This is a genomic window from Allobosea sp. Leaf344 (assembly GCF_001426225.1).
Taxonomy (GTDB): Bacteria; Pseudomonadota; Alphaproteobacteria; order Rhizobiales; family Beijerinckiaceae; genus Allobosea.
Genome location: NZ_LMRT01000001.1, coordinates 1,038,787 through 1,063,519 on the forward strand (window position 1 = coordinate 1,038,787; position 24,733 = coordinate 1,063,519).

Annotated in this window: 21 protein-coding genes; 7 read left to right on the plus strand and 14 right to left on the minus strand. The window is 70.6% G+C overall.

Annotated elements, in window-relative coordinates:
* Nucleotides 1–12: 12 nt before the first annotated feature.
* The gene (locus ASG72_RS04620; RefSeq protein ID WP_056709458.1) at nucleotides 13–1,137 is read right to left on the minus strand and encodes a methyltransferase; all 1,125 of its coding nucleotides are present in this window, start codon (nucleotides 1,135–1,137) and stop codon (nucleotides 13–15) included.
* Complete coding sequence (locus ASG72_RS04625) at nucleotides 1,137–2,006, minus strand: polyprenyl synthetase family protein (RefSeq protein ID WP_056709461.1); 870 nt, start codon at nucleotides 2,004–2,006, stop codon at nucleotides 1,137–1,139. The genes ASG72_RS04620 and ASG72_RS04625 overlap by 1 nt, the downstream gene beginning before the upstream one ends.
* A 111-nt stretch (nucleotides 2,007–2,117) precedes the next feature.
* Between ASG72_RS04625 and crtD the strand changes: the two genes are divergently transcribed.
* Together crtD and ASG72_RS04635 are read left to right on the plus strand one after the other, a co-directional pair.
* Nucleotides 2,118–3,599: a 1-hydroxycarotenoid 3,4-desaturase CrtD gene (crtD, locus tag ASG72_RS04630; protein WP_056709462.1), complete on the plus strand. Its 1,482-nt coding sequence runs from the start codon at nucleotides 2,118–2,120 to the stop codon at nucleotides 3,597–3,599.
* 2 nt (nucleotides 3,600–3,601) lie between these two features.
* Entirely contained in the window at nucleotides 3,602–4,513 is a 912-nt protein-coding gene (locus ASG72_RS04635; protein ID WP_200939900.1) for a carotenoid 1,2-hydratase, read from the plus strand.
* On the opposite strand, the gene ASG72_RS04640 is transcribed toward ASG72_RS04635, so the two are convergent.
* The 8 genes from ASG72_RS04640 to dxs are packed head-to-tail and all read right to left on the minus strand — an operon-like array spanning nucleotide 4,461 to nucleotide 13,929.
* On the minus strand, nucleotides 4,461–4,688 hold the full coding sequence (locus ASG72_RS04640; RefSeq protein WP_056709463.1) for a hypothetical protein: 228 nt from the start codon (nucleotides 4,686–4,688) through the stop codon (nucleotides 4,461–4,463). The genes ASG72_RS04635 and ASG72_RS04640 overlap by 53 nt on opposite strands.
* 12 nt (nucleotides 4,689–4,700) lie before the next feature.
* A complete protein-coding gene (locus ASG72_RS04645) occupies nucleotides 4,701–5,762 on the minus strand; it encodes a phytoene/squalene synthase family protein (protein WP_056709465.1) in 1,062 nt (353 codons plus the stop codon).
* Entirely contained in the window at nucleotides 5,743–7,290 is a 1,548-nt protein-coding gene (locus tag ASG72_RS04650) for a phytoene desaturase (RefSeq protein WP_056709467.1), read from the minus strand. The genes ASG72_RS04645 and ASG72_RS04650 overlap by 20 nt, the downstream gene beginning before the upstream one ends.
* Before the next feature lie 18 nt (nucleotides 7,291–7,308).
* Nucleotides 7,309–8,196, minus strand: coding sequence for an alpha/beta fold hydrolase BchO (gene bchO / locus ASG72_RS04655; RefSeq protein WP_056709469.1), 888 nt, complete (start codon nucleotides 8,194–8,196; stop codon nucleotides 7,309–7,311).
* A 25-nt stretch (nucleotides 8,197–8,221) separates the two neighbouring features.
* Nucleotides 8,222–9,982 (minus strand): magnesium chelatase subunit D, encoded by a 1,761-nt coding sequence (locus tag ASG72_RS04660; RefSeq protein WP_082540077.1) that lies wholly within the window; start codon nucleotides 9,980–9,982, stop codon nucleotides 8,222–8,224.
* Nucleotides 9,979–10,968, minus strand: a complete 990-nt coding sequence (gene bchI / locus ASG72_RS04665; protein WP_056709473.1) for a magnesium chelatase ATPase subunit I — start codon at nucleotides 10,966–10,968, stop codon at nucleotides 9,979–9,981. Before bchI ends, ASG72_RS04660 begins: the two co-directional genes overlap by 4 nt.
* Nucleotides 10,969–11,020: 52 nt before the next feature.
* A complete protein-coding gene (gene ispH / locus ASG72_RS04670; RefSeq protein WP_056709475.1) occupies nucleotides 11,021–11,980 on the minus strand; it encodes a 4-hydroxy-3-methylbut-2-enyl diphosphate reductase in 960 nt (319 codons plus the stop codon).
* Nucleotides 11,977–13,929 (minus strand): 1-deoxy-D-xylulose-5-phosphate synthase, encoded by a 1,953-nt coding sequence (gene dxs / locus ASG72_RS04675; protein WP_082540078.1) that lies wholly within the window; start codon nucleotides 13,927–13,929, stop codon nucleotides 11,977–11,979. The genes ispH and dxs overlap by 4 nt, the downstream gene beginning before the upstream one ends.
* A gap of 266 nt (nucleotides 13,930–14,195) precedes the next feature.
* Between dxs and ASG72_RS04680 the strand changes: the two genes are divergently transcribed.
* Complete coding sequence (locus ASG72_RS04680) at nucleotides 14,196–14,600, plus strand: cytochrome c family protein (protein ID WP_056709476.1); 405 nt, start codon at nucleotides 14,196–14,198, stop codon at nucleotides 14,598–14,600.
* A gap of 57 nt (nucleotides 14,601–14,657) precedes the next feature.
* Here the strand turns inward: ASG72_RS04680 and ASG72_RS04685 are convergent, their stop codons facing one another.
* Nucleotides 14,658–17,096 (minus strand): methyl-accepting chemotaxis protein, encoded by a 2,439-nt coding sequence (locus ASG72_RS04685; protein ID WP_162246191.1) that lies wholly within the window; start codon nucleotides 17,094–17,096, stop codon nucleotides 14,658–14,660.
* 291 nt (nucleotides 17,097–17,387) lie between these two features.
* The gene (locus ASG72_RS04690) at nucleotides 17,388–18,068 is read right to left on the minus strand and encodes a nitroreductase family protein (protein ID WP_056709480.1); all 681 of its coding nucleotides are present in this window, start codon (nucleotides 18,066–18,068) and stop codon (nucleotides 17,388–17,390) included.
* A gap of 95 nt (nucleotides 18,069–18,163) precedes the next feature.
* On the opposite strand from ASG72_RS04690, the gene polA reads away from it, so the two are divergent.
* The 4 genes from polA to ASG72_RS04710 all read left to right on the plus strand — a co-directional run bounded on the left by polA (nucleotide 18,164) and on the right by ASG72_RS04710 (nucleotide 23,641).
* Nucleotides 18,164–21,214, plus strand: coding sequence for a DNA polymerase I (gene polA / locus ASG72_RS04695; protein ID WP_056709482.1), 3,051 nt, complete (start codon nucleotides 18,164–18,166; stop codon nucleotides 21,212–21,214).
* Between the two features lie 188 nt (nucleotides 21,215–21,402).
* Nucleotides 21,403–21,768: a hypothetical protein gene (locus ASG72_RS04700; protein WP_056709483.1), complete on the plus strand. Its 366-nt coding sequence runs from the start codon at nucleotides 21,403–21,405 to the stop codon at nucleotides 21,766–21,768.
* Nucleotides 21,769–21,771: 3 nt separating this feature from the next.
* Nucleotides 21,772–22,191 (plus strand): hypothetical protein, encoded by a 420-nt coding sequence (locus tag ASG72_RS04705; RefSeq protein WP_056709484.1) that lies wholly within the window; start codon nucleotides 21,772–21,774, stop codon nucleotides 22,189–22,191.
* A 73-nt stretch (nucleotides 22,192–22,264) separates the two neighbouring features.
* Nucleotides 22,265–23,641, plus strand: coding sequence for a CHASE3 domain-containing protein (locus tag ASG72_RS04710; RefSeq protein ID WP_056709485.1), 1,377 nt, complete (start codon nucleotides 22,265–22,267; stop codon nucleotides 23,639–23,641).
* A 15-nt stretch (nucleotides 23,642–23,656) separates the two neighbouring features.
* On the opposite strand, the gene ASG72_RS04715 is transcribed toward ASG72_RS04710, so the two are convergent.
* Nucleotides 23,657–23,968 (minus strand): hypothetical protein, encoded by a 312-nt coding sequence (locus ASG72_RS04715; RefSeq protein WP_056709486.1) that lies wholly within the window; start codon nucleotides 23,966–23,968, stop codon nucleotides 23,657–23,659.
* Between the two features lie 202 nt (nucleotides 23,969–24,170).
* The gene (locus tag ASG72_RS04720; protein WP_056709487.1) at nucleotides 24,171–24,644 is read right to left on the minus strand and encodes a DUF992 domain-containing protein; all 474 of its coding nucleotides are present in this window, start codon (nucleotides 24,642–24,644) and stop codon (nucleotides 24,171–24,173) included.
* Nucleotides 24,645–24,733 lie beyond the last annotated feature (89 nt).

Here is a 24,733-nt window from a genome sequence, read left to right on the forward strand (position 1 = left end):
CATATGTCAATTCTATTTGACACTCGTGCTGTCAGGAACGCTCGCGACGATCGCCGCCATCAGCAGCGGCCGGCGCGTCGCGAGCGGTTTCACGGCGGTGAAACCCGCCCGCTGCAGCATGGCGCAGAGCTCGGCCGGGGTGCGGGCCCGGCCGCTGCCCATCGCCAGGAGGTAGAAGCCGAAATAGGCGTCGGCCATGCGCGCCGTGCCGGGGAGGCCCGCCATCGGTTCGGCGATCAGCAAGGTCGCGCCCGGTACCATGGCCTGCCGCAGCCGCGTCAGCAGCGCCCGCACCGCATCATCGTCGTGATCGTGCAGTACCCGCACCAGAGTGACGAGATCGGCGCCGCCGGGCAGCGGATCGCGATGCATGTCGCCGCCGATGGCGCGGGCGCGATCGGTGAGCCCCGCCTGCGCGAAGCGCAATGTCGCCCGCTCCGCGACCGCGGGGAGATCGAACACGGTCAGCGTCGCGGCGGGGGCGTGGCGGGCGATGGCGCGCAGGAAGGCACCGTCCCCGCCACCGATGTCGAGCACCGCGCGGTGGCGGCGGAAATCATGGGCCGCAACCAGATCGTCGGCGACGAAATGCTGCGAATCCGCCATCAACGCGCTATAGGCGGCCACTGCATCGGGCGCGGCGTCGGAGGGGCTGGCGCTGGTCGCGTAATCCCAGAATCCTTCGAGGCGGGTCGGCCTGCCTTCGCCGCGCAAAAGCCCGACCGGATCGGCGAGATCGGCATAGAGCAGCCGGTGATGGGCGATCATCCGGGCGATGCCGGGATTGCCGCGCAGAGCCGCGCCCAGCATGGCGAGGCCGTAACGGCCGCCGGCCCGCCGCTCCAGCAGATCGAGCGCGACGGCGCCGTCGAGCAGCCGCACCGCCGCCGCCTCCGGTAATTGTGTGCGGGAGGCGATGCCGGCGAGATCGAGCGGCTCCGGCTCGAGCATCTCGAACAGGCCGAGCTCGACGCAGGCGGCCAGGATCTGGGCGTAGACGAAGCCGGCGCAGAGATCGAACAGAGCCTGCGATTGCCGGGTCGCGATCGGCCGGGTCAACGGAAACCCCGCCGCGAAGCGCTGGAAGGCCGGGCTCGCGACCAGCCGGTTGCGCCAGGCGGCGAGGCGGTCGCGCATCAGGCGGCGCGGCGCGCCAGCCCCGCCGGCAGGAAGCTCCTGGCCGTCAGGCCGATCAGGGTGCCGAGCTCGACCCGCCCCGGACAGGCGGGAATCGCGTCGATGGCTTCCAGGACAAGGCTGTCGAGCTGGGCGATCGCCGGCCCGAGCCCGCGTTCCAGCGCGAGATTGGGCCGCAGATGCGCGGCGTCCTGGCCGCAGGGCTTGCCGAGCTCGTCGGGCGTCGCGGCGACGTCACGGATATCGTCGGCGATCTGGAAGGCTTCGCCGAGCTTTTCGCCGAGGCTTCGCCAGGCCTGATGGGCGACGCCCGCCGCGGCGGCGCCCGCCATGGTCGCGCCGGCGAAGAGCGCGCCGGTCTTGGCCTGGTGATAGAGGCTGCAATCGACCTCGCTCTCGGATTCCCAGGCCTGCCCGGCGACGATGCCGCCGCGGCTGCCGACGGCCGCGCCGACGACGCGGATCAGCGCGGCGAGACGCTGCGGCTGCAGGGCGCCGGCCTCGGCCAGCGTCTCGAAGGCGAGGACGATCAGCGCATCGCCCGCGAGAATGGCGAGCGGCTCGCCGAAGGCTTTGTGAACCGAGGCCTTGCCCCGCCGGATCGCGGCATCGTCGAAGCAGGGCAGATCATCATGCACCAGCGAGGCGCAATGCAGGAATTCGATCGCGGCCGCGGCGGCGTTCGCGGTGGCCGGCTGGCTGTCGCCGCAGGCCGCCGCGACCGCCAGCGTCAGCCGCGGGCGGATGCGGGCGCCGCCGGGGAAGACGGCGTGGCGCATCGCCTGCGCGAGCAGCGGCGGGCAATGCTGGCGATGGGCGGCGGCGAGGGCGAGATCGAGGGTCTGTTCGATGCGTGAGCCTGCGTCCATCGCCCTCTCCCGTCACAAATGTTTATGTTCATTGTCACGTTATGTGTAAGTTAATCTGGACACATGCTGGGGCCTTGTCAATCGAGGCCGGCTCAGGGACAGGCAGGGTGCATGGCGCGGCAGCGCATCGTGGTGATCGGGGCCGGGATCGGCGGGCTGGTGGCGGCGCTGCTGCTGGCGGCCCAGGGCCATACCGTGACGCTGGTCGAGAAGGAGGCCGAGCCGGGCGGCAAGATGCGCCGCGTCACGGTCGGCGGCAGCGTCATCGACGCCGGCCCGACCGTGATGACGATGCGCTGGGTGTTCGACCGGATCTTCAGCGACATCGGCGCCGGGCTCGACGATCATCTGCGGCTGGAGCGGGCCGCCATCCTCGCCCGCCATGCCTGGAGCGACAGCGAGCGGCTCGATCTCTTCGCCGATCGCCGCGCCTCGGCCGATGCGATCGGCGCATTCGCGGGGCCGAGGGAAGCCGGCAATTTCCTCGCCTTCTGCGAGCAGTCCCGCGCCGTGCACGATGCGCTGAAGGATAGTTTCATGGCGCGGGAGCGGCCGGGACCGCTCGCCCTCGTCCGGCGGGCGGGGCTCGGCCCGCTGCTGCAGGCCAACCCGTTCGGCACCTTGTGGGGCGCGCTCGGCCGGCGCTTCGGCGATCCGCGCCTGCGCCAGCTCTTCGCCCGCTACGCCACCTATTGCGGCTCCTCGCCCTTCGCCGCCCCGGCCATCCTGATGCTGGTCGCCCATGTCGAACAGGAGGGGGTCTTCCTGGTCGAGGGCGGCATGCACCGGCTGGCGCAGGTGCTGGCGGAGCTGGCGCAGGCGCGGGGCGCGACCTTGCGCTACGGACAGGCGGCCGGCGAGATCCTGATCGCCGATGGCCGCGTCGGCGGCGTCAGGCTCGCCGATGGCGAGGAGATCCCGGCCGCGATCGTGATCAGCAACGCCGATCTGAACGCCCTCGCCTCGGGCCGGCTCGGCGGCGCCGTGGCGCGCCACGCGGCGCCGGTGCCGGCGCGGGCCCGCTCGCTCTCGGCCGTGACCTTCGCACTGCGCGCCGAGACCAGCGGCTTTCCGCTGCAGCGGCACAATGTCGTGTTCGGCCGCGACTACCGCGCCGAATTCGACGCGATCTTCAAGCGCGGCCGGCTGCCGGACGACCCGACCATCTATGTCTGCGCGCAGGATCGCGACGGTGAGGGATCGATGGCGGGCGGCGTTCCGGAGCGGCTGCTCATCCTCGTCAACGCGCCGCCATCGGGCGACGGCGCGCCATTGCCGCAAGCGGAGATCGAACGATGCAGGGACCGCGTGTTCACGAAGCTCGCCCGATGCGGGCTCACGATCGCCCCCGGGGCGGAGCTGACGACGCAGCCGGCGGATTGGGAGAGGCTGTATCCGGGGACCGGCGGGGCGCTCTACGGAAGGGCGACGCATGGGGCGCTGGCGAGCTTCGCGCGGCCGGGCAGCCGCTCGCGGCTGAAGGGGCTGTACTGGGCGGGGGGCAGCGTGCATCCGGGGCCGGGCGTGCCGATGGCGGCGCTGTCGGGGCTGCTGGCGGCGCAGGCGGTGGCGGCGGACCTCGCTTCGACCTGACCATCCCGGCAGGCGGCTATGCCTGGTGGTATGCCGATGCCTTCAGCGACGACGGCCGCTATGGCATCAGCCTGATCGCTTTCATCGGCAGCGTGTTCTCGCCCTATTACGCCTGGGCGCGCCGGGGCGGGCCCGCCGATCCGCGCGAGCATTGCGCGCTGAACATCGCCCTGTACGGGCCGGGCGTCGGCCGCTGGACGATGACGGAGCGCGGCGGAAGGCTTGTCTCGGTCGGCCCCGAGCGGCTGGTGATCGGACCCAGCGCGCTTAGCTGGGACGGGACGACGCTGACCGTGACGGTCGACGAGATCGGGATGCCGCTGCCGGTGCCGCGGCGCGTGCGCGGGGTGGTGCGGATCACGCCGCGGGCGATCACCGACCATCGCGTCCTGCTGAACGCCGACGGCCGGCATCGCTGGTGGCCGATCGCCCCGCTGGCGGAGGTCACGGTCGATCTGGACAGGCCGGCGCTGCGCTGGAGCGGCCCCGGCTATCTCGACATGAACCAGGGCGACGCGCCGCTGGCCGAGGGGTTCCGCGACTGGCACTGGTCGCGCGGGCCGCTGCGGGACGGCGCGGCGGTGCTCTATGGCGGCACCCGCCGCGACGGCTCGCGCTTCGATCTCGGCTGGCGTTTCGGCCCGGACGGCCAGTCGACCCCGCTCGCTCTGCCGCCGCCTGCGCATCTGCGCAGGAGCGGCTGGCTGATCCCCCGCGAAACGCGCAGCGAGCCCGGCCGTCCGGCCGCGCTGATCCGCACGCTGGAGGACACGCCCTTCTATGCCCGCTCGCTGGTGCGCATGGGGCTCGAGGGCGAGAGCGTCACCGCCATGCATGAGAGCCTGGCGCTGGATCGCTTCGTCAGCCCCGTGGTGCAGGCGATGCTGCCGTTCCGGATGCCGCGTCGCGGCTGAGGCCGGATTCGGCGGGCGGATCCGGGGTCGCCGCCGCCATGGCGCGACGCTCCGCCGCCTTCGCCGCGTCCTTCATCTTCTCGCGCCGCAGATCCCAGAGCTGCCAGAAGCCGAAGCCGAGGCAGAGGCCGAGCGTCAGCAGCATTTCCGCGATGATCAGGGTGCTGGAGGCCATCGCCTTCTCCGCTCAGGGCCGCCTGATCGCCGTCCGCTCGATGCGGCCGAGCCGCTCGAACATCTCGATGACGGAGGTGGCACGGGCGGTGAAGTTCCACCAGGGCGCGCCGCCGATCCGCAGCGGCGGGCGCGCGGGAGCCGGCATCATGGCGACGGCCTCGACCAGCCCGGCATTGGCCGGCAGCGGCGGCAGGGCGAGCCGCGCCTCGTCGTCACGGACGGGCAGCATGGCGCGCGCCAGGAGCGCGAGCTTGCGCCGCCTGCCGACGACGGCGCGGCGCGAGACGGAATCGCAGCCCTGGCGCCGCACCTCCCCGCCGATCTCGGCATAGATCAGCCGCGCGGCGCGGATTCCGGCCCGGCAGCCGGCCGGCAGCCGGGCGATACCAGCATCGGCACCGAGATAGAGCCGGTCGGCCTCGCCCAGCAGGCGCTCCACCAGCCGCGCCAAAGCCGCCGAGGGGACGGGGTCCTGCAGGAAGCGATCGGGGTCGAGCCCTTCCGCCCGCAGCCAGTCGAGCGGCAGATAGAGCCGGCCGCGCCGCGCATCCTCGCCGATGTCGCGGGCGATATTGGTCAGTTGCATGGCGATGCCGAGATCCGCCGCCCGCGCCAGAACCTCGGGGCTGCGCCGCTCCATCACCGTCGCCATCATCACGCCGACGCTGCCGGCGACGCGGGCGGCATAGTCGCAGAGCTCGGCGAAGCTCTGATAGCGCCGCCCCGCCGCATCCCAGGCGAAGCCCTCGATCAGCGCGAGCGGAACCGCCTGCGGCAGGGCGAAGCGGCGGACGACCGCAGCGAAGGCCCGGTCGGCGGGATGATCCTGGGGCCGGCCGGCATAGGCATCGCCGATGCGCCGCCGCAAGGCCTCGACGGTCGCGGGATCGGAGGGGCCGTCATCGATCGCGTCATCGGCGAGGCGGCAGAAGGCGTAGAGCGCCGTCGCCGGGCCGCGGATCTCGCGCGGCAGCAGGAGCGAGGCGGCATAGAAGGATTTCGACCCCGCGCGAAGGAGCCGGTGGCAGGCGGCGAGATCGGCGGGGGCGGGCTCAAGCCAGTTCTGTCGCATGGGGCACCACCGTGTCGAGGATTCTGGCGGAGGACAGGACGCCGGGCAGCCCGGCGCCGGGATGCGTGCCGGCGCCGACGAGGAAGAGCCGCTCGACCTCCTCGCTGCGGTTATGCGGGCGGAACCAGGCGCTCTGCAGCAGGCGCGGCTCCAGCCCGAAGGCCGCGCCATGGGCGGAGAGCAGCTCGCGTTCGAAGTCGCGCGGCGTCATCAGGCGCGAGGTGACGAGCGCCTCGCCCAGCCCCGGCAGCAAGGTCGCCTCCAGCCGCGCCTGGATGCGGCGCCGGAACGGCTCGGCCTCCGCCGCCCAGTCCAGGCCGCCCTGCAGATTGGGGACCGGCACCAGCGCATAGAAGGCGTCGCAGCCATCGGGGGCGAGGCTCGGATCCGTCGCGGTCGGCCGATGGAGATAGAGGCTGAAATCCGCCGAGAGCCGCTTCGCCTCGAAGATGTCCTCGATCAGCCCGCGATAGCGCGGCCCGAACTGGATGGCGTGATGCGGCACCGACTCATAGCGGCGCCGCGTGCCGAAATACCAGACGACGACGCTCATCGAATGGCGGGCGCGGGCCAGCTTGCGGTCGCTCCAGCGCCGCCTGGTCACGGAGGGCAGCAGCGTGCCGTAGGTATGCGCCGCATCGGCATTGGAGACGACGATCTCGGCGCCGATCCGCTCCCCCGATGCGAGCATGACGCCGGTGGCGCGGCCGGACGCCGTGGTGATCTCCCGCACCTGCGCGCCATAGCGGATCCGCGCGCCCTGGCCCTTCGCAAGGCTGAGCAGGCCCGCGACCAGCGCCCCGGTGCCGCCCTGGGCGAAATGCACGCCATGGGCGCGTTCGAGATGGATGACGAGCGCGTAGATCGCCGTGACGGCGAAGGGATTGCCGCCGATGAACAGCGGATGAAAACTCAACGCGGTGCGCAACCGCTCGTCGCGAACATGGCGGGCGGCGAGGGCATGGACGCTGCGGTCGGCCCGCAGCCGCGCCATGCCGGGCAGGGCCCGGAGCATGTCGCGCAGGCTGCCGAAGGGGACATGCGCCAATTGCTCGAAGCCGACGCGGTAGATCGCCTCGGCCCGGCGCAGGAAGGCCGCGTAGCCCTCGACATCGCCGGGGGCCAGCGCGGCGACCCGGTCTCGCATCGCCGCATCGTCGCCGGAGCAGTCCAGCGTCGTGCCATCGTCGAAATACAGCCGGTAGAACGGGTCCAGCGGGGTCAGGCGGATATCGTCCTGCATCCGCCGCCCGCATAAAGCCCACAGCTCCTCGAACAGGAAGGGCGCTGTGACGATGGTCGGCCCGGCATCGAAGGTGAAGCCGTCCTGGCGGAAGACCCGCGCCCGTCCACCCGGCTGATCGAGGTTTTCCAGGATGGTGACGCGGTAGCCGCGGGCGCCGAGACGGATCGCCGCGGCGAGGCCGCCGAAGCCGGCGCCGATGATCACCGCATGCGGCCGCCTGTCCGGCGCGGCCTCAGTGGCGGGGCGGGACGGGTAATGGCGCTGGGGCAGGCGCGTCAACATAATTGGACATCGTATATGTCAATTGGATGGGCGCAAGTCATTCCGCTCCTCCATGAAGGCGTAAATCAGCCGGGCGATCAGAGCGGGATCCTCCTCATGCACGAGATGCCCGCCCGCGACCCTGTGGAGCCGGGCCCGGGGCAGGCGTTCGGCGAGCGCGGCCGCCTCCGCGGGGCGCACCGCCCTGTCGGCGCTCCCCGCGATCAGCAGGATCGGCAGGTCGAGTTTCGAGAAGTCCCGCCCCAGCCCGTGCAGGTCCCAATGCGCCATCATCGCCAGAGTGGAGGCGACATGGACGCGGCTGGCGAAGAGCCGCTGGTAGAAGCGCAGCCCCGCCGCGTCGATCTGCGATCCCGTCCCTTCCAGCAGGTTTTCGACGGCGCCGGCACTTCCCGCGCGCCAGGCGAAGAAGCGCGGCACCAGCGGGTTCAGCACCAGCAGCCGGGCCAGAGACGGGAAGAGCTGCGAGGCGACGCCCCGGAACGGCAGCAGCGCGCCGTTGAGGCTGACGATCGCGCGCGGCCGCACCGCCTTGTCCAGCACCAGGCGCAGCGCGATGGCGGCGCCGGCGGAATGGCCGACGATGATTTCCGGCGACATGGCGAGCTGCCCGAGCAAGGCGGCGACGGCGCGGGCCATGGCCGGCAGCGAGAGGCGCTCCGGCTCCGGCGCCTCAGTGAAGCCATGGCCGGGCAGATCCGGAGCGACGATCGTGAAGCGCTCCGCCAGCAGCGGGGCGAGGCCGCGCCAGGAATGGGTGGCGGCGCCGGTGCCGTGCAGCAGCAGCAGCACGGGCCCCTGCCCCATGATCTGGACATGCCAGCGCAACCCCGCCGCCGTCACGAAGCGGCTCGCGGCACGGTTCGGCCAATCCTGCCCGTCGCGCTGCCAGGACAGGGCGCTCATGGCGGCGCCATCGGGGGCGGCATGGTCAGCGCCCCGGCAGCAGCGCGCCGACGGCACGGCCGACGCTGGCGGCGTCGGCCTGCGGCAGCGGCACGTAGCGCGCCCCCATTTCCTGCGCCAGCGCCGCGGCCTGGCGCTGCGGCTGCGGGGAGGTGTCGATCAGCAGGGCGCGCAGCCCCGCCCCGCGCAGGGCGAGCGCGGCCTGCATCGCATCTTCCTGCGCCTTGACGCGGCCGGGCTGACCGTCGCGGTCGATATTGGCGCGGCCATCGGTCATGAAGACCAAGGCCGGGGTCCGGCCCTTGCGGGCGACGCCCTCCGCCAGAGCGGCGGCGGCGGCGATGGCGGTGGCGAGCGGGGTGGCACCGCCGGCCGGCAGCGCGGCGAGCGCACGTTCGGCGGCGACGAGGGAGCGGGTCGGCGGCAGCACCAGCTCGGCCTCCCGTCTGCGGAAGGCGATCAGCGCGACCTCGTCGCGGCGGATATAGCATTCGGCCAGCAGCAGCCTGACCGCGCCTTTCGCTTCGGCGAGGCGCTGCAGCGCCGAGGAACCCGAAGCATCGACGATGAACAGCGTCGCCGTCTCGCTGCGCTGCCGGTAGCGGGCGACGCGAAAATCGCCGCGGCGGATGATGAGGCCGCTGCGGTCCGGCTGCTCGCGCCGGCGCAGGGTCTGCCAGGGCGCGGCGGCGCGCAGGGTCTCGACGATGGCGAGCCGCGCGCCCCGGCCGGTCTCGCCCGGACGCGCGCCGATGCTGCGCCCGCGCAGCGCCGAGCTCTGCATCAGCCCGGCCTTGCCCGCCGTGCCGGCGCGGGAGCGGCCGCCCTGGGCAAGGAGCTGCGCCAGCAGGCCGGCAGGGATCGCCGCGCGCGCGGCTTCGAGGACGAGATCGTCGAGCTCCGCCGGCCGGTCCTTCGCCGCCGGGTCCTCCGCCTCCACCGGGTCGGGCTGGGGCGGTGGCGGCGGCGCGTCCTCGGGCTGCGAGGCCGCGGGGTTCTGCGTGGCGCGCGGAGCCAGGACGAGCGCCGCGGCCAGAGCCGCATCCTCCTGCGCGACCGCCTCGCGCCCCGCCAGCGCGGCGAGCATCCGCGCCGCCTTCACCGCCTGCAAGGGCGCGCGGCCGGAGCCGATGCCGAGCGCCAGGCAGGCGGCGCAGAGGGCCTCTATCGCCTCGTCGCCGATCGTGATGCCAGGCAGCCGCCTGCGCGCATCGGTCAGGTCGGCCGGGTCGATGCCGTCCGGCGCGATGTCGCGATGGCTGAGGCCGGTGAGGTCCAGCATCAGGCCGAGCCGCTCGGTCAGGGCGGGCGGTGGCGCCTCGTCGAGACTCGCCCCCTCGTCCAAGGCGAGGATGCCGATGCGGCTGAGCGGGCCGCTGCCAGATAAGTCGCGCGCGGCCGCGACCTCGCCGCTGTCCAGCACCGCGGCGAGCCGCGCCGCGAGCCCGGTCTCCATCCGTTCGGCCATGGCCGCGACGAGAACGCCGCCATCGCTCTCGGCCAAGAGACCGCGTTCGCTGACCGGCCGGCCGCTCGCCAGGGTCGCCGCGAGATCGAGCCCGCCATGCAGGCGCGCATCGGCGATCTGCGCCGGGAGACGCCGGAGCGGGCGGCCGTCCAGGAGCCGCGCCAGCCGCGCCAGCAGCGCCTCCCGCACCGGGCCGGCCGGCGCCCGCAGGCTGAGCCCGCCCAAAGCCGCGGGATCGAGCGCGAGCAAGGCGATGGCGATCTCCGCCCGCTGCCAGAGCGAGGGCGGCTCGGGGATCGCGGCGCCTGCGCCGCTCACGGCCCGAACACCTCGGTGAGGGCGCGGTCGACCCGCAGCGTGGCGCGGGCCTCGTCCAGCGGGTTTCGGCGCAGCCGGTGGCGCAGCGCCATCGGCGCGACGCTGCGGATATGGCAGTCCAGCACCTCCGCCTTGCCCTCCAGCGCCGCGAGGGCGCGGGCCGCCCGGATCAGCGTGAGCTCCCCGCGCAGCCCGTCGGTGCCGAGATGCAGGCAGAGCTCCGCCGCCCGGTGCAGGGCGGCGTCGGAGGTGACCAGTTCGGGCAGGCGCTTGCGCCCGGCGGTGAGCCTGCGGCCCAGCGCCGCGTCCTTCGCCCGCCACAGCGCGATGAAGCCCTCGGGATCCCGGTCGAAGGCGTCGCGCCGCTTCACCACCTCGATCCTTGTCGGCAGATCGGCCGGCGTCGTCACCTCGACGGAGAGGCCGAAGCGGTCGAGCAGCTGCGGCCGCAGCTCGCCTTCCTCCGGATTGCCGCTGCCGACGAGGACGAAGCGGGCGGGATGGCGCAGGCTCAGCCCCTCCCGCTCCACAACGTTCTCGCCCGAGGCGGCGACGTCGAGGAGGACGTCGACGAGATGATCCTCGAGCAGATTGGCCTCGTCGATATAGAGGAAGCCGCGATGGGCGCGGGCGAGAAGCCCGGGCTGGAAGGCCTTTTCGCCGCTGACCAGCGCCTTTTCGAGGTCGAGCGCGCCGACCACCCGGTCCTCGGTCGCGCCGAGCGGGAGATCGACGACGGGCACGGGGACGAGATGGGTCTTCTCGCCGCGGGCGGCGGGATCGGGCGCGCGGTTATAGGGATCGCCGACCACGGCGCGCATCGGCGGCAGCAGCGCGGCCAACGCCCGCACGGCCGTGGATTTGCCGGTGCCGCGATCGCCGAAGATCAGCACGCCGCCGATGCTCGGATCGATCGCCGCCAGCAGCAAGGCTCGCTTCATCTCCTCCTGCGCGACGATGGCCGAGAATGGGAAAGGCTTGGCCATGGGGCTCTCCGTCACCCGGCTTCGGCGCGCTGGGCCGTCGGTTTCGCGGCTCTCACGACGCCACCGCCTCGGCGAGGCGCGGCGGCAGGCGGAAGACCACCTCCTCCTCCTCGCCGTCGAGCTCCCTCACCGTTACGCTGCGAAACCCGCGCAGATGATCGATGGTCTCCTGGACGAGCCGCTCCGGCGCGGAGGCGCCGGCGCTGAACCCGACCGTGTCGACCTCGGCGAACCAGGCCGGATCGATCGCGTCCGGCCCCTCGATCAGGCGGCTCTCGACTCCGCATTGGGCGCCGACCTCGCGCAGCCGGCTGGAATTCGACGAGGAGCTGGACCCGATCACCAGGATCAGCTCGCAATGGCGCGCCATTTCCTGCACCGCCGCCTGGCGGTTCTGCGTGGCGTAGCAGATATTGCGGGTATCGGGCCCGATGATCCCCGGGAAGCGCCGGGACAGCGCCGCGATGACCTCGCGCGTATCCTGCAGGCTGAGGGTCGTCTGGGTGATGTAGGCGACGCGGCCGGCGTCGCGCACCACGAGATCCTCCACCTCCTCGGGCGTCGCCAGGACATGCAGCCGGCCCGCGATCTGCCCGCGCGTGCCCTCGACCTCGGCATGGCCCTCATGGCCGATCAGCACCACGTCATAGCCGAGCTCGGCATAGCGCCGGCCCTGGTTGTGGACCTTGCTCACCAGCGGGCAGGTGGCGTCGATCACGTCGAGCCCGCGCGCGGCCGCCGCGGCCTCGACGCTGCGGGACACGCCATGGGCGGAGAAGATCGTGGTGGCGCCGCGCGGGATCTGGTCGACCTCGCCGACGAAGACCGCGCCCCTTTCGCGCAGCCCCTCGACGACATGGGTGTTGTGGACGATCTCGTGGCGGACATAGACGGGCGCGCCGTGCCGGGCCACGGCCCGCTCGACGATCTCGACCGCGCGCACCACGCCGGCGCAGAAGCCGCGCGGCTTCGCCAGCAGCACCGTCAGCGGGCGCAGGCCGTGCCGGCTCATCGCGCCGGCTCCTGGACCAGCCGCAGCGCCGCCGCGCCGGCCGAGGCGCTGCGCCCGGCGGCGAGGACGGGGCGGCAGAGGCGCAGCGCGGTGTCGGCGATGGAGCCGGCATCGAGCCCCGCCTGGGCATACATCCGCGCCTGGGTGTCGTGGTCCTGGAACAGGTCCGGCAGGCACAGGGTCTTCACCTTCAGCCCGTGGGAGAGCAGGTCCATATCGGCCAGAGCATGCAGCACGAAGGAGCCGAACCCCCCGACGGAGCCTTCCTCGACGGTGATCAGCGCCTCGTGATGCAAAGCGAGCCGGGCCAGGAGCGGCCGGTCGAGCGGCTTGGCGAAGCGGGCATCGGCGACGGTGGTGGAGACACCCAGCCGCTCCAGCCGCTCGGCCGCCTCGAGGCATTCGGCCAGCCTCGTCCCGTAGGAGAGCAGAGCGATGCGTGTGCCCTCGCGCAGGACACGGCCGCGGCCGATGGCGAGCGGCACGCCCTCGGCCGGCAGCGCCACGCCGGTGCCGTCGCCCCGGGGATAGCGGAAGGCGATCGGCCCCGTGTCATGGGCCCGGGCGGTGGCGACCATATGGACGAGCTCCGCCTCGTCGGCCGGCGCCATCAGCACGAAATTCGGCAGGCAGCCGAGATAGGCGGTGTCGAAGGCGCCGGCATGGGTGGCGCCGTCGGCCCCGACCAGCCCGGCCCGGTCGATGGCGAAGCGGACCGGGAGGTTCTGCAGCGCGACGTCATGGACGATCTGGTCGAAGGCCCGTTGCAGGAAGGTGGAATAGATCGCGCAGAAGGGTTTCAGGCCCTGGCAGGCGAGGCCGGCCGCGAAGGTGACGCCATGCTGCTCGGCGATGGCGACGTCGAAGAAGCGCTCCGGATGCGCCTTGGCGAAGAGGTCGAGCCCCGTGCCGGAGGGCATGGCCGCGGTGATGGCGACGATGGCGGGGTCGCGCGCCGCCTCCGCCACCAGCGCCTGGGCGAAGATTTTGGTATAGGCGGGCACGGCCGAGACCGGCTTGTCCTGCGCGCCGGTCGCGACGTCGAACCTGACGACGGCATGGTATTTGTCGGCCGTCGCCTCGGCCGGGGCGTAGCCCTTGCCCTTCTGGGTGACGACATGCACGAGGATCGGCCCCTGCCCGGCATCGCGCACATTGCGCAGCACCGGCAGCAGATGGTCGAGATTATGCCCGTCGACCGGGCCGACATAATAGAAGCCGAGCTGGTCGAACAGGGTCCCGCCGGTCAGATAGCCGCGGGCATGCTCCACCGCGCGGGTGATGCCGCGGTCGAGCCGCTTGCCGAAGCGCCGCGTCAGCTGGCGGCCATGGTCGCGCAGAGACAGATAGGCCTTGCCCGAGAGCAGCTTGGCGAGATGCGCCGAGAGCGCGCCGACGGGCGGGGCGATCGACATGTCGTTGTCGTTGAGGATGACGATCAGCCGCTTGCCGAGGGCACCGGCATTGTTGATCGCCTCATAGGCCATGCCCGCCGACATCGCGCCGTCGCCGATCACCGCGACGACATGGCCGTCCTCGCCCTTGAGATCGCGCGCCACGGCGAAACCCAGCGCCGCCGAGATCGAGGTGGAGGTGTGGGCGGCGCCGAACGGGTCATAGGCGCTCTCGCTGCGTTTGGTGAAGCCCGACAGCCCGCCGCCCTGGCGCAGGGTCCGGATGCGGTCGCGCCGCCCGGTCAGGATCTTGTGCGGATAGGCCTGGTGACCGACATCCCAGATCAGGGTGTCGCGCGGCGTATCGAAGAGATGGTGTAGCGCCACCGTCAGCTCGACCACGCCGAGCCCCGCCCCGAGATGACCGCCGGTGACGGAGACCGCGTCGATGGTTTCGGCTCGCAGCTCATCCGCGAGCTGGCGGAGCTCGCCGGGACTCAGCCCGCGCAGATCGGCCGGAGATGCGATGCGGTCGAGCAAGGGCGTCTGCGGCATCGGTGGTCCCCCATCGCGATCTCTCGGCCAAACTGTCAACCTGAATTAACACATTGATGTAAGCCTGGCGATACAGTACGAAGGAGTTGCGGGAGATGCAATCGCCTTGCTGGCCCTCTTCGAACAGGCCGGCAGCGTCTGAGCCCGCAGCTGCCCGGCTCCGCGCGTCGCGGCGTTCGGGCGGCGAAATGCCGCCGACTGGAGGCTTGTCCCGTTAGTGGAGCGCCCTAGTCTCGAATCGGAATGATTCCAGGAGGACGCCCGCCATGAACAGCATTACCTACGCCGCCGCTGCCATTGTCCTTGCCTTCGGTCCGGCGCTCGTCTCACCGGCCCAGGCCCAGGACGCCGCGGCGGGAGAGAAAGTCTTCCTGCAGTGCCGCGCCTGCCACCAGGTCGGCGAGACCGCGAAGAACGGGGTCGGGCCGCAGCTCAACGGCATCCTGTCGGGCCAGCGCAAGGCGGGGACGGCGGCCGGCTATACCTATTCCGCCGCCTACAAGGCCCTGGACAAGACCTGGACGGAGGAGAATTTCCGCGTCTACATCAAGGATCCGCGCGGCGTGACCCCGGGCACCAAGATGGTCTATCCCGGGCTGAAGGACGAGGCACGGATCAACGAACTCGTCGCCTATCTCAAGCAGTTCGGCATGGACGGCAAGAAGCCCTGAGGCCTGCGCCGGCCGCGACGATCGAGGGCGGGTCCGCCGGGACCCGCCCTTTCGCGTTCAGGATGCCAGTTTCAGCGCCTGACCGGCCGCGGCCGGGGTGCCCCGCCCGCCATCGGCGGTGACGAAGCCCGCCACCATCGCATCGAGCCCGCGCATCTGGCCGGAGAGCTGGCGCGCCGCCTCCAGGCTCTGCTCGGCCAGCGCCGCATTGCGCTGCGTGGTCTCGTCGAGATGCTCGGTCGTCCGGCTCACCTCCTCGATCCCCGTCGCCTGCTCGCCGCTGGCGGCGGCGATCTCCGCCACCGCGGCGGAAAGCGACTGGGAGGCGGTGAGAATATCCGCCAGCGAATCCCCGGCGGAGCGGACGAGCTTGACCCCGCCCGCGACCTCCTCTTCCGAGGTCGCCAGCAGCGCGCTGATGTCCTTCGCCGCGGCGCTGGAACGTTGCGCCAGCGCCCGGACCTCGGAGGCCACCACCGCGAAACCGCGGCCGGCATCGCCCGCACGCGCCGCCTCGACGGCGGCGTTGAGCGCCAGGAGATTGGTCTGGAAGGCGATCTCGTCGATGACCGAGGTGATGTCGGTGATGCGGCGCGAGTTCTGCTCGATCCGCCCGATGGCGGCGATGGCCTCACCGGCGATGGCGCCGCCGCGCTCGGCCAGCGCCATCGTCTCGCTGGCGCGGCCGGCGGCCTGCCTGGCCGATTGGGCGCTGGAGCGGACCGACGCCGCGAGCTGCTCCATGGTGGCGGCGGTCTCGACCAGCGCGCTCGCCTGCTCCTCGGTGCGCGAGGCGAGATCGTCCGAGCCGCTGCGGATCTCCTCCGAGAAGCCGGTGGCGGTGCGGGTGGTCTGCTGGACCTTGGCGATGGTCTGCGAGAGCCGCAGATTGGTCTGGTTGATCTCGTCGCGCAGCGTGCCGAAGACGCCGGCGTAATCGGTGCCGATCATGCGGCTGAAATCGCCCTGGGCGATCGCCGACAGGCTCGCCGCGAAATCCAGCATCGCCGATTGGACGGTCGCCGAGACCGTGTTGAGCCCCTGGGCGATCTCCAGCGCGGCTCCCGATTTGCTGGCGAGATCGAGCTGGCGGCTGAATTCGCCGCGCCCCGCCTCGGCGACGACGCAGGCAATCTCCTGCTGCGCCGCGAGATCGGCCGTGACGTCGTTCCAGAGCATGGTGTGGCCGATGACGCCGCCATCGCCGCCGAGGATGTAGCTCATCGCGACATGGATGGTGCGGCCGGCGATCTCGTATTTCACCTGGCGCGCGCGCCCGTCATCGCTCAGGACGAGGCGCGAGAGGCGCGGATTCAGGCGGTAGCAATCGATCGACTGCCCGGCCATGGAAGCGACGGAGAAGCCGGGATCGCCGGCCTGGAAGGCCGGTTCGAGCTCGGACAGCAGCCGGTGCAGGCCGCTGCTGATCACCACGATCCGCTCCTGCGGATCGGTGATCATCAGGCAGGTGCCCGAGGCTTCGATCGCGGCATTGTTCAGGGCCTGGACGGCGCCGAGCTGCTGGAACTGCTGCAAGGCGCGGGCGATCTCCCCGATCTCGTTGCGCTTGGCGGCATGGGCCACCGGCGAGGCGTAATCGCCATGCTGGAAGCGGCGGATCGTGCCGACGAGATCGTTGATGGGGTGCTTGATCGAGCGCAGGATGGAGACGCCCAGGATGATGGTCAGCAGGAAGAAGCCGAGCACGATCCCCATCTTCAGGCGCATATCGGCCTTGAAGCCGTCGATGCGCCGCTGCAGCAGCCGCTCCAGATCCTTCTCGACCGGATGCATCAGCCGGGCATTGGCCGCGATCACGGCATCGGCCGCGTCGAGGATCTGCCGCGCGCCCGACAAGGCCTCGCCCCGCAGCAGCGCCTCGCGCCCCGTAAGGAGCGCTTTGGACAGCCCCTGCGCCGCGTCGCGCAGCCTGTCCAGCGGGGCGGAGATCGCGGCCCGCACCGTGCCGTCGGCATTGTTGTCCATGCTGGAAGCCAGCGCCGATTGCAGCGCCGAGGCGGCGGATTCATAGCGGCTGAACGCCATGGCCAGCGCCGAGAATTCCGCCAGCCCGCGCCGCCCCGCCAGATAGGGTTCGACCGCGCCGCGCAGATGATGCGTGGAAGCCGTCAGCTCCGGCATGCGCAGGACGACCGCATCCATCAGGTAATAGCTGTCGAGATCGGGATCGAGCGTGAGGTTGGAGCCGTCGGCGACCTTCTGGATCGCGGCCTTGGCCGCATCGAGGGCGAGAGCCCTGTCGCTCCCGGCCGCCGCCTGGCGCAGCGCCGCCACGGCCTCCTGCGATTTGAACAGCACATCGAAGCTCTTCGATTCCGCGGCCAGCGCCGCGATCGCTGCGGCGAGCGGCGCCTCCTCCCTGGCCGCGAGCGCGGTCACCACGGGAGAGAGCACCTCGATATATTCGACGCCCCGCCGCTCCAGATCGGCGAAGGCGATGTCCTTGTTCGCCTGGGCGACGTAGAGAAACGTCATCAGGCCGAAAGGGACGGCAACGGAACCGAGCAGGACAAGAATCTTCGACCCAATCTTCAGGTCGGGTATGCGCAGTCGCATGGGTTTCTCCGTCAAGATCCTGAGCCGCAGGCGCCGCAGGGGGCAGCCTCGCGTCGGCCGGAGAAACCTCTCAACTTTACATTCTCAAAAGATGAATTTTCTCTGTGCCATCATGGCCTATACAATTGGAGATATTACATTCTGTTCAAAATCATCGCCGAAAATCCAGGGGGTTCGCGAAGCCTTTCGTTAACCGGATCGGGAGGCGGTTTAGGCCGCCGATACAGGGAAGGAGGCGATCTCCTCCAGCGCTTTGCGCCCGATCGCCGGCACGAAACAGGGTTCGGCGGGATAGCCGACGACGAGCAGGATCATCGCCTTCTCGTGCTCGGGCCTGCCGCAGAGGGCGTTGAGGAAGTTCATGGGCGCTGGCGTATGCGTCAGGCTGGCGAGGCCGAGCTCGTGCAAGGCGGCGATCAGGAAGCCGGTGGCGATGCCGACCGATTCCGGCACGTAGTAATGTTTGACCTTGCGACCCGCGTCATCCACGCCCCAGCGCTGCGCGAAGATCACGATCAGCCAGGGCGCGACCTCCAGGAAGGGCTTGTCGGCATCGGTGCCGAGATGCGACAGCGCGTCCAGCCATTCCTCCCCGGCGCGGCCGGCATAGAAGGCGCGCTCCTCCTCCTCGGCGCCGGCCCGGATCGCCTTCTTGAGCGCGGGATCGGCGATGCAGGCGAAGTGCCAGGGCTGCTGATTGGCACCGGAGGGCGCGGTGCCGGCGATCCGCACCGCCGTCTCGATGAGCTCGCGCGGCACCGGCCGGGAGGAGAAATCGCGTACCGTGCGGCGGCGGCGCATCTGCGCCAGCAGGGCCTGGGCGCGCGGCAGCATCTCGGCCTCGTCGAGCGGCTGGAAATCGAGGGGAATGGTCGGCGCCGCAGCAGCCATGGCGTCTCTCTCCTGACGTGAATTGTCCGAGCTTTCCCCGTTTCGGCGGGATTGCGCAATGGACCGGCCGCCGCCCGCCGCTTAAGGTCGGCCGCATGAGCGAAGCTGCGCAAGACCCCTCCCCGAACCCGAAATCCGCCGGCCCGGCGCTGAAGCCCGGCGACCATCTTTTCCTGGTGGACGGCTCGAACTTCATTTTCCGCGCCTATTTCCAGTCGATCAATCAGGACCGGAAATATCTCTCGCGCTCGGACGGGCTGCCTTCCGGCGCGGTGCGGCTGTTCGCGACCAAGCTCTTCCAATTCGTGAAAGACGGCGTCCTCGGCGTGAAGCCGACGCATCTCGCCATCGTCTTCGACAAATCCGAGAATTCCTTCCGGAAGGCGATCTACCCCGCCTATAAGGGCAATCGCTCGGAGCCGCCTGCGGATCTGATCCCGCAATTCCCGCTGATGCGCGAGGCGGTGCGGGCCTTCGGGCTGATCCCGGTGGAGCAGGACGTCTATGAGGCGGACGACCTGATCGCCACCTATGCCAGGCAGGCGCGGGAGGCAGGCGCCGACGTGCTGATCGTCTCGGCCGACAAGGATCTGATGCAGCTCGTCGGGCCGGGCGTGGCGATGTACGACCCCGCTTCCGGCGACGCCAGCAAGGGCAAGGGGTTCCGGGCCGAGCGCAAGATCGGCGAGCCGGAGGTGGTCGAGTATTTCGGCGTCACGCCCGACAAGGTGGTCGATGTGCAGGCGCTGTCGGGCGACGCGACGGATAATGTGCCGGGCGCGCCGGGGATCGGCATCAAGACGGCGGCGCAGCTGATCGGCGAATTCGGCGATCTCGAAACGCTTCTGGCCCGCGCCGGGGAGATCAAACAGCCCAAGCGCCGGGAGACGCTGACCAATCCCGACATCGTCGAGCGGATCCGCATCTCCCGCAAGCTCGTCGCGCTGGTCGACGACGTCGCGGTCGAGACGCCCTTGTCGGAGCTGACGCTCGGCCGGCCGGATCCTGTGAAGCTCGTCGCCTTCCTGAAGGCGATGGAGTTCACCACCATCACCAAGCGGGCGGGCGAGGCCTATGATTGCGACGTCGCCGCGATCGATCCCGATCCGGCGCTGGCGCCCGGCGGTTCGCGGGCGGCCGAGCTCAAGGCGCTCTATGCCGGCTTCGATACGGTCGAGGCGCCGGGCCTCGCCGTCGCGACACCGGCCGATCTGGCGGCGCCCGATCCGTCCGGCGGGGATGTCTGGATCGGCCCGGCGGCCCTGGCCGCGCAGCGCAAGGCCCAGGCGAAAACCGGAGCGATCGACCGCTCGGCCTATGAATGCGTGCGCAGCCTGCCCGATCTGCTGCGCTGGATCAGCTGGGCGAGCGAGGCCGGCATCGTCGCCTTCGACACGGAGACGACCTCGCTCGATCCGATGCAGGCGGAGCTCGTCGGCATCTCGCTGGCGGTCGCGCCCGGCCGGGCCTGCTATGTCCCGCTGGCGCATCGCGGCGGCAGCGACCTGTTCGGCGGCGGGCTGCTGGAGGGGCAGATCCCGATGGCGGAGGCGCTGGCGGCGCTGAAGCCGCTGTTCTGCGACCCCGGCGTGCTCAAGGTCGGCCAGAACGTCAAATACGATCTGCAGGTGCTGGCGCAGCACGGGGTGCGGGTGACGCCGATCGACGACACGATGCTGATCTCCTATGCGCTCGACGCCGGTGCCAACAGCCATGGGCTGGACCGGCTGGCGGAGTTGCATCTCGGCCACCAGCCGATCACCTTCGCGCAGGTCGCGGGGACCGGCAAGGCCGCCGTCACCTTCGACCGGGTGGCGCTCGACAAGGCGACCGAATACGCCGCCGAGGACGCCGATGTCAGCCTGCGGCTCTGGCAGGTGCTGAAGCCGCGCCTGGCCGCGGAGGGCAGGACCACCGTCTACGAGACGCTGGAACGCCCGCTCGTGCCGGTGCTGGCGCGGATGGAGGCGCATGGCATCGCCATCGACCGGCAGATCCTGTCGCGGCTCTCGGGCGATTTCGCGCAATCGCTGGCGCGGCTGGAGGAGGAGATCCACGCGCTCGCGGGCGAGCCCTTCACGATCGGCAGCCCCAAGCAGCTCGGCGACATCCTGTTCGGCAAGATGGGCCTGCCCGGCGCCAAGAAGACCGCGACCGGGCAATGGGCGACCGGGGCCGGCGTGCTCGAGGAGCTGGCCGAACAGGGCCATGCCCTGCCCGGGCGGATCCTGGAATGGCGGCAGCTCTCCAAGCTGAAATCGACCTATACCGATTCGCTGCCGGCCTATGTCCATCCCCGCACCGGCCGCGTGCATACCTGCTTCGCCCTCGCCGCGACCACCACGGGCCGGCTCTCCTCGGCCGAGCCCAATCTGCAGAACATCCCGATCCGCACCGAGGCCGGCCGCAAGATCCGCACAGCCTTCGTGGCGCAGAAGGGCTTCAAGCTGGTCTCGGCCGATTACAGCCAGATCGAGCTCAGGCTGCTGGCGCATATCGCCGAAATCCCGCAATTGCGGCAGGCCTTCGCCGACGGCATCGACATTCACGCGATGACGGCCTCGGAGATGTTCGGCGTGCCGGTGGAGGGCATGCCGAGCGAGGTGCGGCGCCGCGCCAAGGCGATCAATTTCGGCATCATCTACGGGATCTCGGCCTTCGGCCTCGCCAACCAGCTCGGCATCGGCCGGGAGGAGGCGGGAGCCTATATCCGCAAATATTTCGAACGTTTCCCCGGCATCCGCGACTATATGGAGCATACCAAGAGCTTCCTGCGCGCGAACGGCCACGTCACCACCGTCTTCGGCCGCATCTGCCATTTTCCCGCCGTGACCTCGCGCAACCCGTCCGAGCGCGCCTTCGTCGAACGGCAGGCGATCAACGCACCGATCCAGGGCTCGGCCGCCGACATCATCCGCCGGGCGATGGCGCGGATGGAGGGGGCGCTGGCGGCCGCCAAGCTCGATGCGCGGATGCTGCTGCAGGTCCATGACGAGCTGGTCTTCGAGGTGCCCGACGACGAGGTCGAGGCGACGATCCCGCTGATCCGCAAGGTGATGGTCGATGCCCCGCACCCCGCCGTACAGCTGCGCGTGCCGCTGCAGGTCGATGCCCGCGCCGCCGGCAATTGGGACGAGGCGCATTGACTCGGCCGCCCTGCTGCGGCGACCCTGCGTCAGGCGGCCGGATTTTGCCGCGTCGACGGCGCGAGAAGCGGGAACGAAGCGGATGCGACCGCGTTAGCCAGAGACGCGCCGCCGCGGGTTGAGGCTCCTTTGGGCTTCAGTCTCAGGCCGCGCCACCGTCTTCGAGAGCAGCGACAGGAAAACCCGCCATGGCCAACACCAATCCCTCTTCCAACAAATCCGAAACCGGTTCCAGCTTCGAACGCGCCAAGGACGAGATCGGCTCCGCCGCCGAGACCGCCGCAAACAAGGCGCGCCAGGCCGGCGAGGAGGTGAAGCGCCATGCCGGTGACATCGAGGCCAGCCTGACGCGCGGGGCCGAGGAGGTCGCGGCCGGTGTCAACGCGACGCTGCGCTCGGTCGGCGTCGATACGGACCGGCTCGGCGACGTCGCGCGCGAGCAGGTCGGCGATCTCCAGCGGATGATCATGCAGGAGGTCCAGGAGCGCCCGATGCGGGCTCTCGGCCTGGCTGCGGCGGTCGGCCTGTTCGTCGGCTTCCTGGCGTCGCGCTGAGCCATGTTCGGGGCGCTCGGGACCTATGTGGCGTCGGAAGTCTCCGGCGTCGTCAAGCGAAACGTCACGGTTCTCGCGCTTTACGGGCTGGCGGGGCTGCTGATGGTCTGTGCGCTCGGCTATGGGCTGAGCGCACTCCACAGCTACATCGCCTTTACGCAGGGTGTCGTCGCGGCGAGCCTCTGGATCGCGGGCGGCCTGTTCCTGTTCGCGCTCCTCAGCATCGGCCTGGCTTCCTATGTGAAGAACAAGCCGCGGCCGTCGCGGCCGCTGCCGATGGCGCAGACGGCGTTGATGGCGGCGCCTTTCGCCGCCAAATTCGCCAAGTCCAAGAACATGAACTGGCGGACGGCGGCGGTGGGTGGCGTCGTAGTGCTGGGGCTGGTCATCGGCCGGCGGCTGTTCCGCCGCGACGAGGTCTGACGGCCTCACGACCCTGCCGATCAGATACGTCTTTTTACATAGGGCCTGGCGGCGAGTTCGTTTAGAAGACCGCATGAACTCGCACGCCGGGCCGCAAGGCCGCTTCGCATTGCCTGTCCTGCCGAGCTTCGGGCCGAAGCTGCGTTCGGCCACCTCGACCATCGTCGCCATCGCGGTGGTCGCCATCTCCATCACCGTCGCGGCCTGGATCAATGCCGGGGCGCAGAAGGCGGCGAACGAGGTCTCCCATTCCATCGCGATCCGCGAGCGGGCCGAGCGCTTCCTCGGCCATCTCCGCGATGCCGAGACCGGGCAGCGCGGCTTCCTGCTGACCGCCGACGAGAGCTATCTCACACCCTATGCGAATGGCCGCTCGCGCGCCTTCCCGGAGCTCGAGGCGCTAGAGGATCTGGTCGCCGGCGACCAAGCGCAGCGCGACCGCGTCGCCCAGCTGCGCGCCCTCACCGCCACCAAGATCGGGGAGCTGGAAAGCACCGTCGAGCTCGCCCGCAGCGGCCGCGTCGCCCAGGCGGTCGCCGCGCTGCGCGCCGGCGGCGGCGGAGCGGCGATGACGAGCCTGCGCTCCATCACCCAGCAGATCCAGCTCGCCGAGAATTTGCGGCTGGTCGAGCTCAACCAGCGGGAAGCGGAGCGCCGGCTGCTCGCCAGCATCGGCATCGTCATCGCGCTGGCGGCGCTGGCCTTCGCCGCCTGGCTGCAATTGCGGATGCGGCAGCGCCGCAGCCGCCTGCTGGCCGTCAGCAATGCCGAGCTCGAGCGGCTGGTCGGCGAGCGGACGCAGGAGCTCGAGAACGAGCGGCTGCGGATCGAGGCTCTGCTCGGCGATGTCAGCCATCGCGTCGGCAACAACCTCGCCATGGTCTCGGCGCTGCTGAGCGTGCAGAGCCGGCAGAGCGGCGAGCCCGCCGTCAAGGACGCTCTCGCGCAGGCGCAGTCGCGCATCCAGGCGATCGCCGCCGGGCAGAGGCGCCTGCGCCTCAACCTGGCCACCGACGAGATCGACGCGCAGCCCTATATGGAGGATCTCCTGGCCGAGATCGGCCGCGCCGCGGATGGAAGGCCGATCGCGATCGAGCTCGACATGGGCGCCATCCGCCTGCCGGGAAAGGACGCCGTCTCCTTCGTGGTGATCGTCAACGAGCTGGTGACCAACGCCATCAAACACGCGTTTCCGGCCGGCCAGCCCGGACGCATCCGCGTCAGCTTCCAAGAGACGAAGGGAGCGTCGCCGGAGGACGAGGCGCTGCTGCTGACCATCGAGGATGACGGTGTCGGCCTCGGATCAGGCAAGGAGGCCAAGGGTCTGGGTCATACCGTGGTCGCCTCGATGCTGCGCAGCATGGGCGCCACCATGGAGAGCGCTGCGGTCGATCCCGCCGCCGCGCGCCCCGGGACCCGGATCAGCCTCGTCTTTCCGAAGCGAGGCTGAGGGCGGCGCGGCCGCTCAGCGCGAGTCGACGGCGCTGGCGACGAAGCTGACGATGTCGGTCGTCGAAAAGGGCTTGCGCAGGAACTGCACGTCACGCAGGGGCTTGGGCACGTCGAGCGGGGTCGAGCCGGAGACGAAGGCGAAGGGCACGCCGTTCTGCAGCAGGCTCGCAGCGACGTCGAAGGTCTTGCCGCCGACGACGTCGATGTCGAGCAGGGCGCAGGACCAGTTCTTGGCGGCTTCGCGCTTGGCAGCCTCGACCGAGGCGACGATCAGCATCACCGCGTCGTCGCCGAGCTCCTCGGCCACCGCGGATTCGATGTCCATGGCAATAAAAGGATCGTCTTCAACAATCAGGATACGGACATCAGACATCAATCCGCCCTCCTTCCACGAAAACAGGCATTGGAACTTGGCAGGACAACGTCAGCTTTTCCTCGATGTTCCTGTCCGAAGCAGCGCCGCGGCCGCGGTAACGTCGCATTTGACTTAAATTGAAGGCTTATCGTTAGCAAACTGTAACCACCGCTCAACGACGTCGCGATTCCCGCGTCTTCAGCTCGAAAGCCGTGACGCCGACCGCGGCATTGACGCCGCGGGCACCCTGCAGCCCGAGCGGCAGGAGCACCACCCCGCCATCGGGCCCGCCGACGAGCCCATTGCCGGAGACGCCGCGCCCGGTCCTGTAGGCGCCTTCGAGCGCGCCCAGCGGGGCCCGCGCATAGGGGCCATAGACCCGCCAGGACATGGTGGTCGCCTTGATCGAGCCGAGATCGATGCCGAAGCTGCGGATGGTCGCGCTATAGCGCTGGTCGGGGCCGCGGCGCGGCGAATAGCGGCAATTCACCGGGCGCTGGCCGCTCGCCACCGGCGCCAGGCCCTGGCTGATGTTGCAAGACAAGCGGCCGGAGGGCGGGCCACCCTGGGCGAGGGCCGCAGGTCCCCATCCCAGCGTGGCGCAGGCGACCATCGCCGCCGAGATCCAGAGAGGGCGTGTCAGCATGCCTGTTCTCCTGACGTGAAATCGGCCTGCAACCGCCGCAAACCGCTCATAATCCCGGCATAGGCAGGAACTCTGGCGAGATGCGGGCG

Bases quoted from the DNA above. Each gene is read 5' to 3' on its own strand.
- ASG72_RS04710 (WP_056709485.1), top strand. From the start codon at position 22,265: ATGAACTCGCACGCCGGGCCGCAAGGCCGCTTCGCATTGCCTGTCCTG.
- bchO (WP_056709469.1), bottom strand. From the start codon at position 8,196: ATGAGCGCCCTGTCCTGGCAGCGCGACGGGCAGGATTGGCCGAACCGT.
- ASG72_RS04625 (WP_056709461.1), bottom strand. From the start codon at position 2,006: ATGGACGCAGGCTCACGCATCGAACAGACCCTCGATCTCGCCCTCGCC.
- ASG72_RS04680 (WP_056709476.1), top strand. From the start codon at position 14,196: ATGAACAGCATTACCTACGCCGCCGCTGCCATTGTCCTTGCCTTCGGT.
- ASG72_RS04650 (WP_056709467.1), bottom strand. From the start codon at position 7,290: ATGTTGACGCGCCTGCCCCAGCGCCATTACCCGTCCCGCCCCGCCACT.
- polA (WP_056709482.1), top strand. From the start codon at position 18,164: ATGAGCGAAGCTGCGCAAGACCCCTCCCCGAACCCGAAATCCGCCGGC.
- crtD (WP_056709462.1), top strand. From the start codon at position 2,118: ATGGCGCGGCAGCGCATCGTGGTGATCGGGGCCGGGATCGGCGGGCTG.
- ASG72_RS04685 (WP_162246191.1), bottom strand. From the start codon at position 17,096: ATGACGTTTCTCTACGTCGCCCAGGCGAACAAGGACATCGCCTTCGCC.
- ASG72_RS04720 (WP_056709487.1), bottom strand. From the start codon at position 24,644: ATGCTGACACGCCCTCTCTGGATCTCGGCGGCGATGGTCGCCTGCGCC.
- ASG72_RS04715 (WP_056709486.1), bottom strand. From the start codon at position 23,968: ATGGACATCGAATCCGCGGTGGCCGAGGAGCTCGGCGACGACGCGGTG.
- ispH (WP_056709475.1), bottom strand. From the start codon at position 11,980: ATGAGCCGGCACGGCCTGCGCCCGCTGACGGTGCTGCTGGCGAAGCCG.
- ASG72_RS04705 (WP_056709484.1), top strand. From the start codon at position 21,772: ATGTTCGGGGCGCTCGGGACCTATGTGGCGTCGGAAGTCTCCGGCGTC.
- bchI (WP_056709473.1), bottom strand. From the start codon at position 10,968: ATGGCCAAGCCTTTCCCATTCTCGGCCATCGTCGCGCAGGAGGAGATG.
- ASG72_RS04645 (WP_056709465.1), bottom strand. From the start codon at position 5,762: ATGCGACAGAACTGGCTTGAGCCCGCCCCCGCCGATCTCGCCGCCTGC.
- ASG72_RS04690 (WP_056709480.1), bottom strand. From the start codon at position 18,068: ATGGCTGCTGCGGCGCCGACCATTCCCCTCGATTTCCAGCCGCTCGAC.
- ASG72_RS04700 (WP_056709483.1), top strand. From the start codon at position 21,403: ATGGCCAACACCAATCCCTCTTCCAACAAATCCGAAACCGGTTCCAGC.
- ASG72_RS04640 (WP_056709463.1), bottom strand. From the start codon at position 4,688: ATGGCCTCCAGCACCCTGATCATCGCGGAAATGCTGCTGACGCTCGGC.
- dxs (WP_082540078.1), bottom strand. From the start codon at position 13,929: ATGCCGCAGACGCCCTTGCTCGACCGCATCGCATCTCCGGCCGATCTG.
- ASG72_RS04620 (WP_056709458.1), bottom strand. From the start codon at position 1,137: ATGCGCGACCGCCTCGCCGCCTGGCGCAACCGGCTGGTCGCGAGCCCG.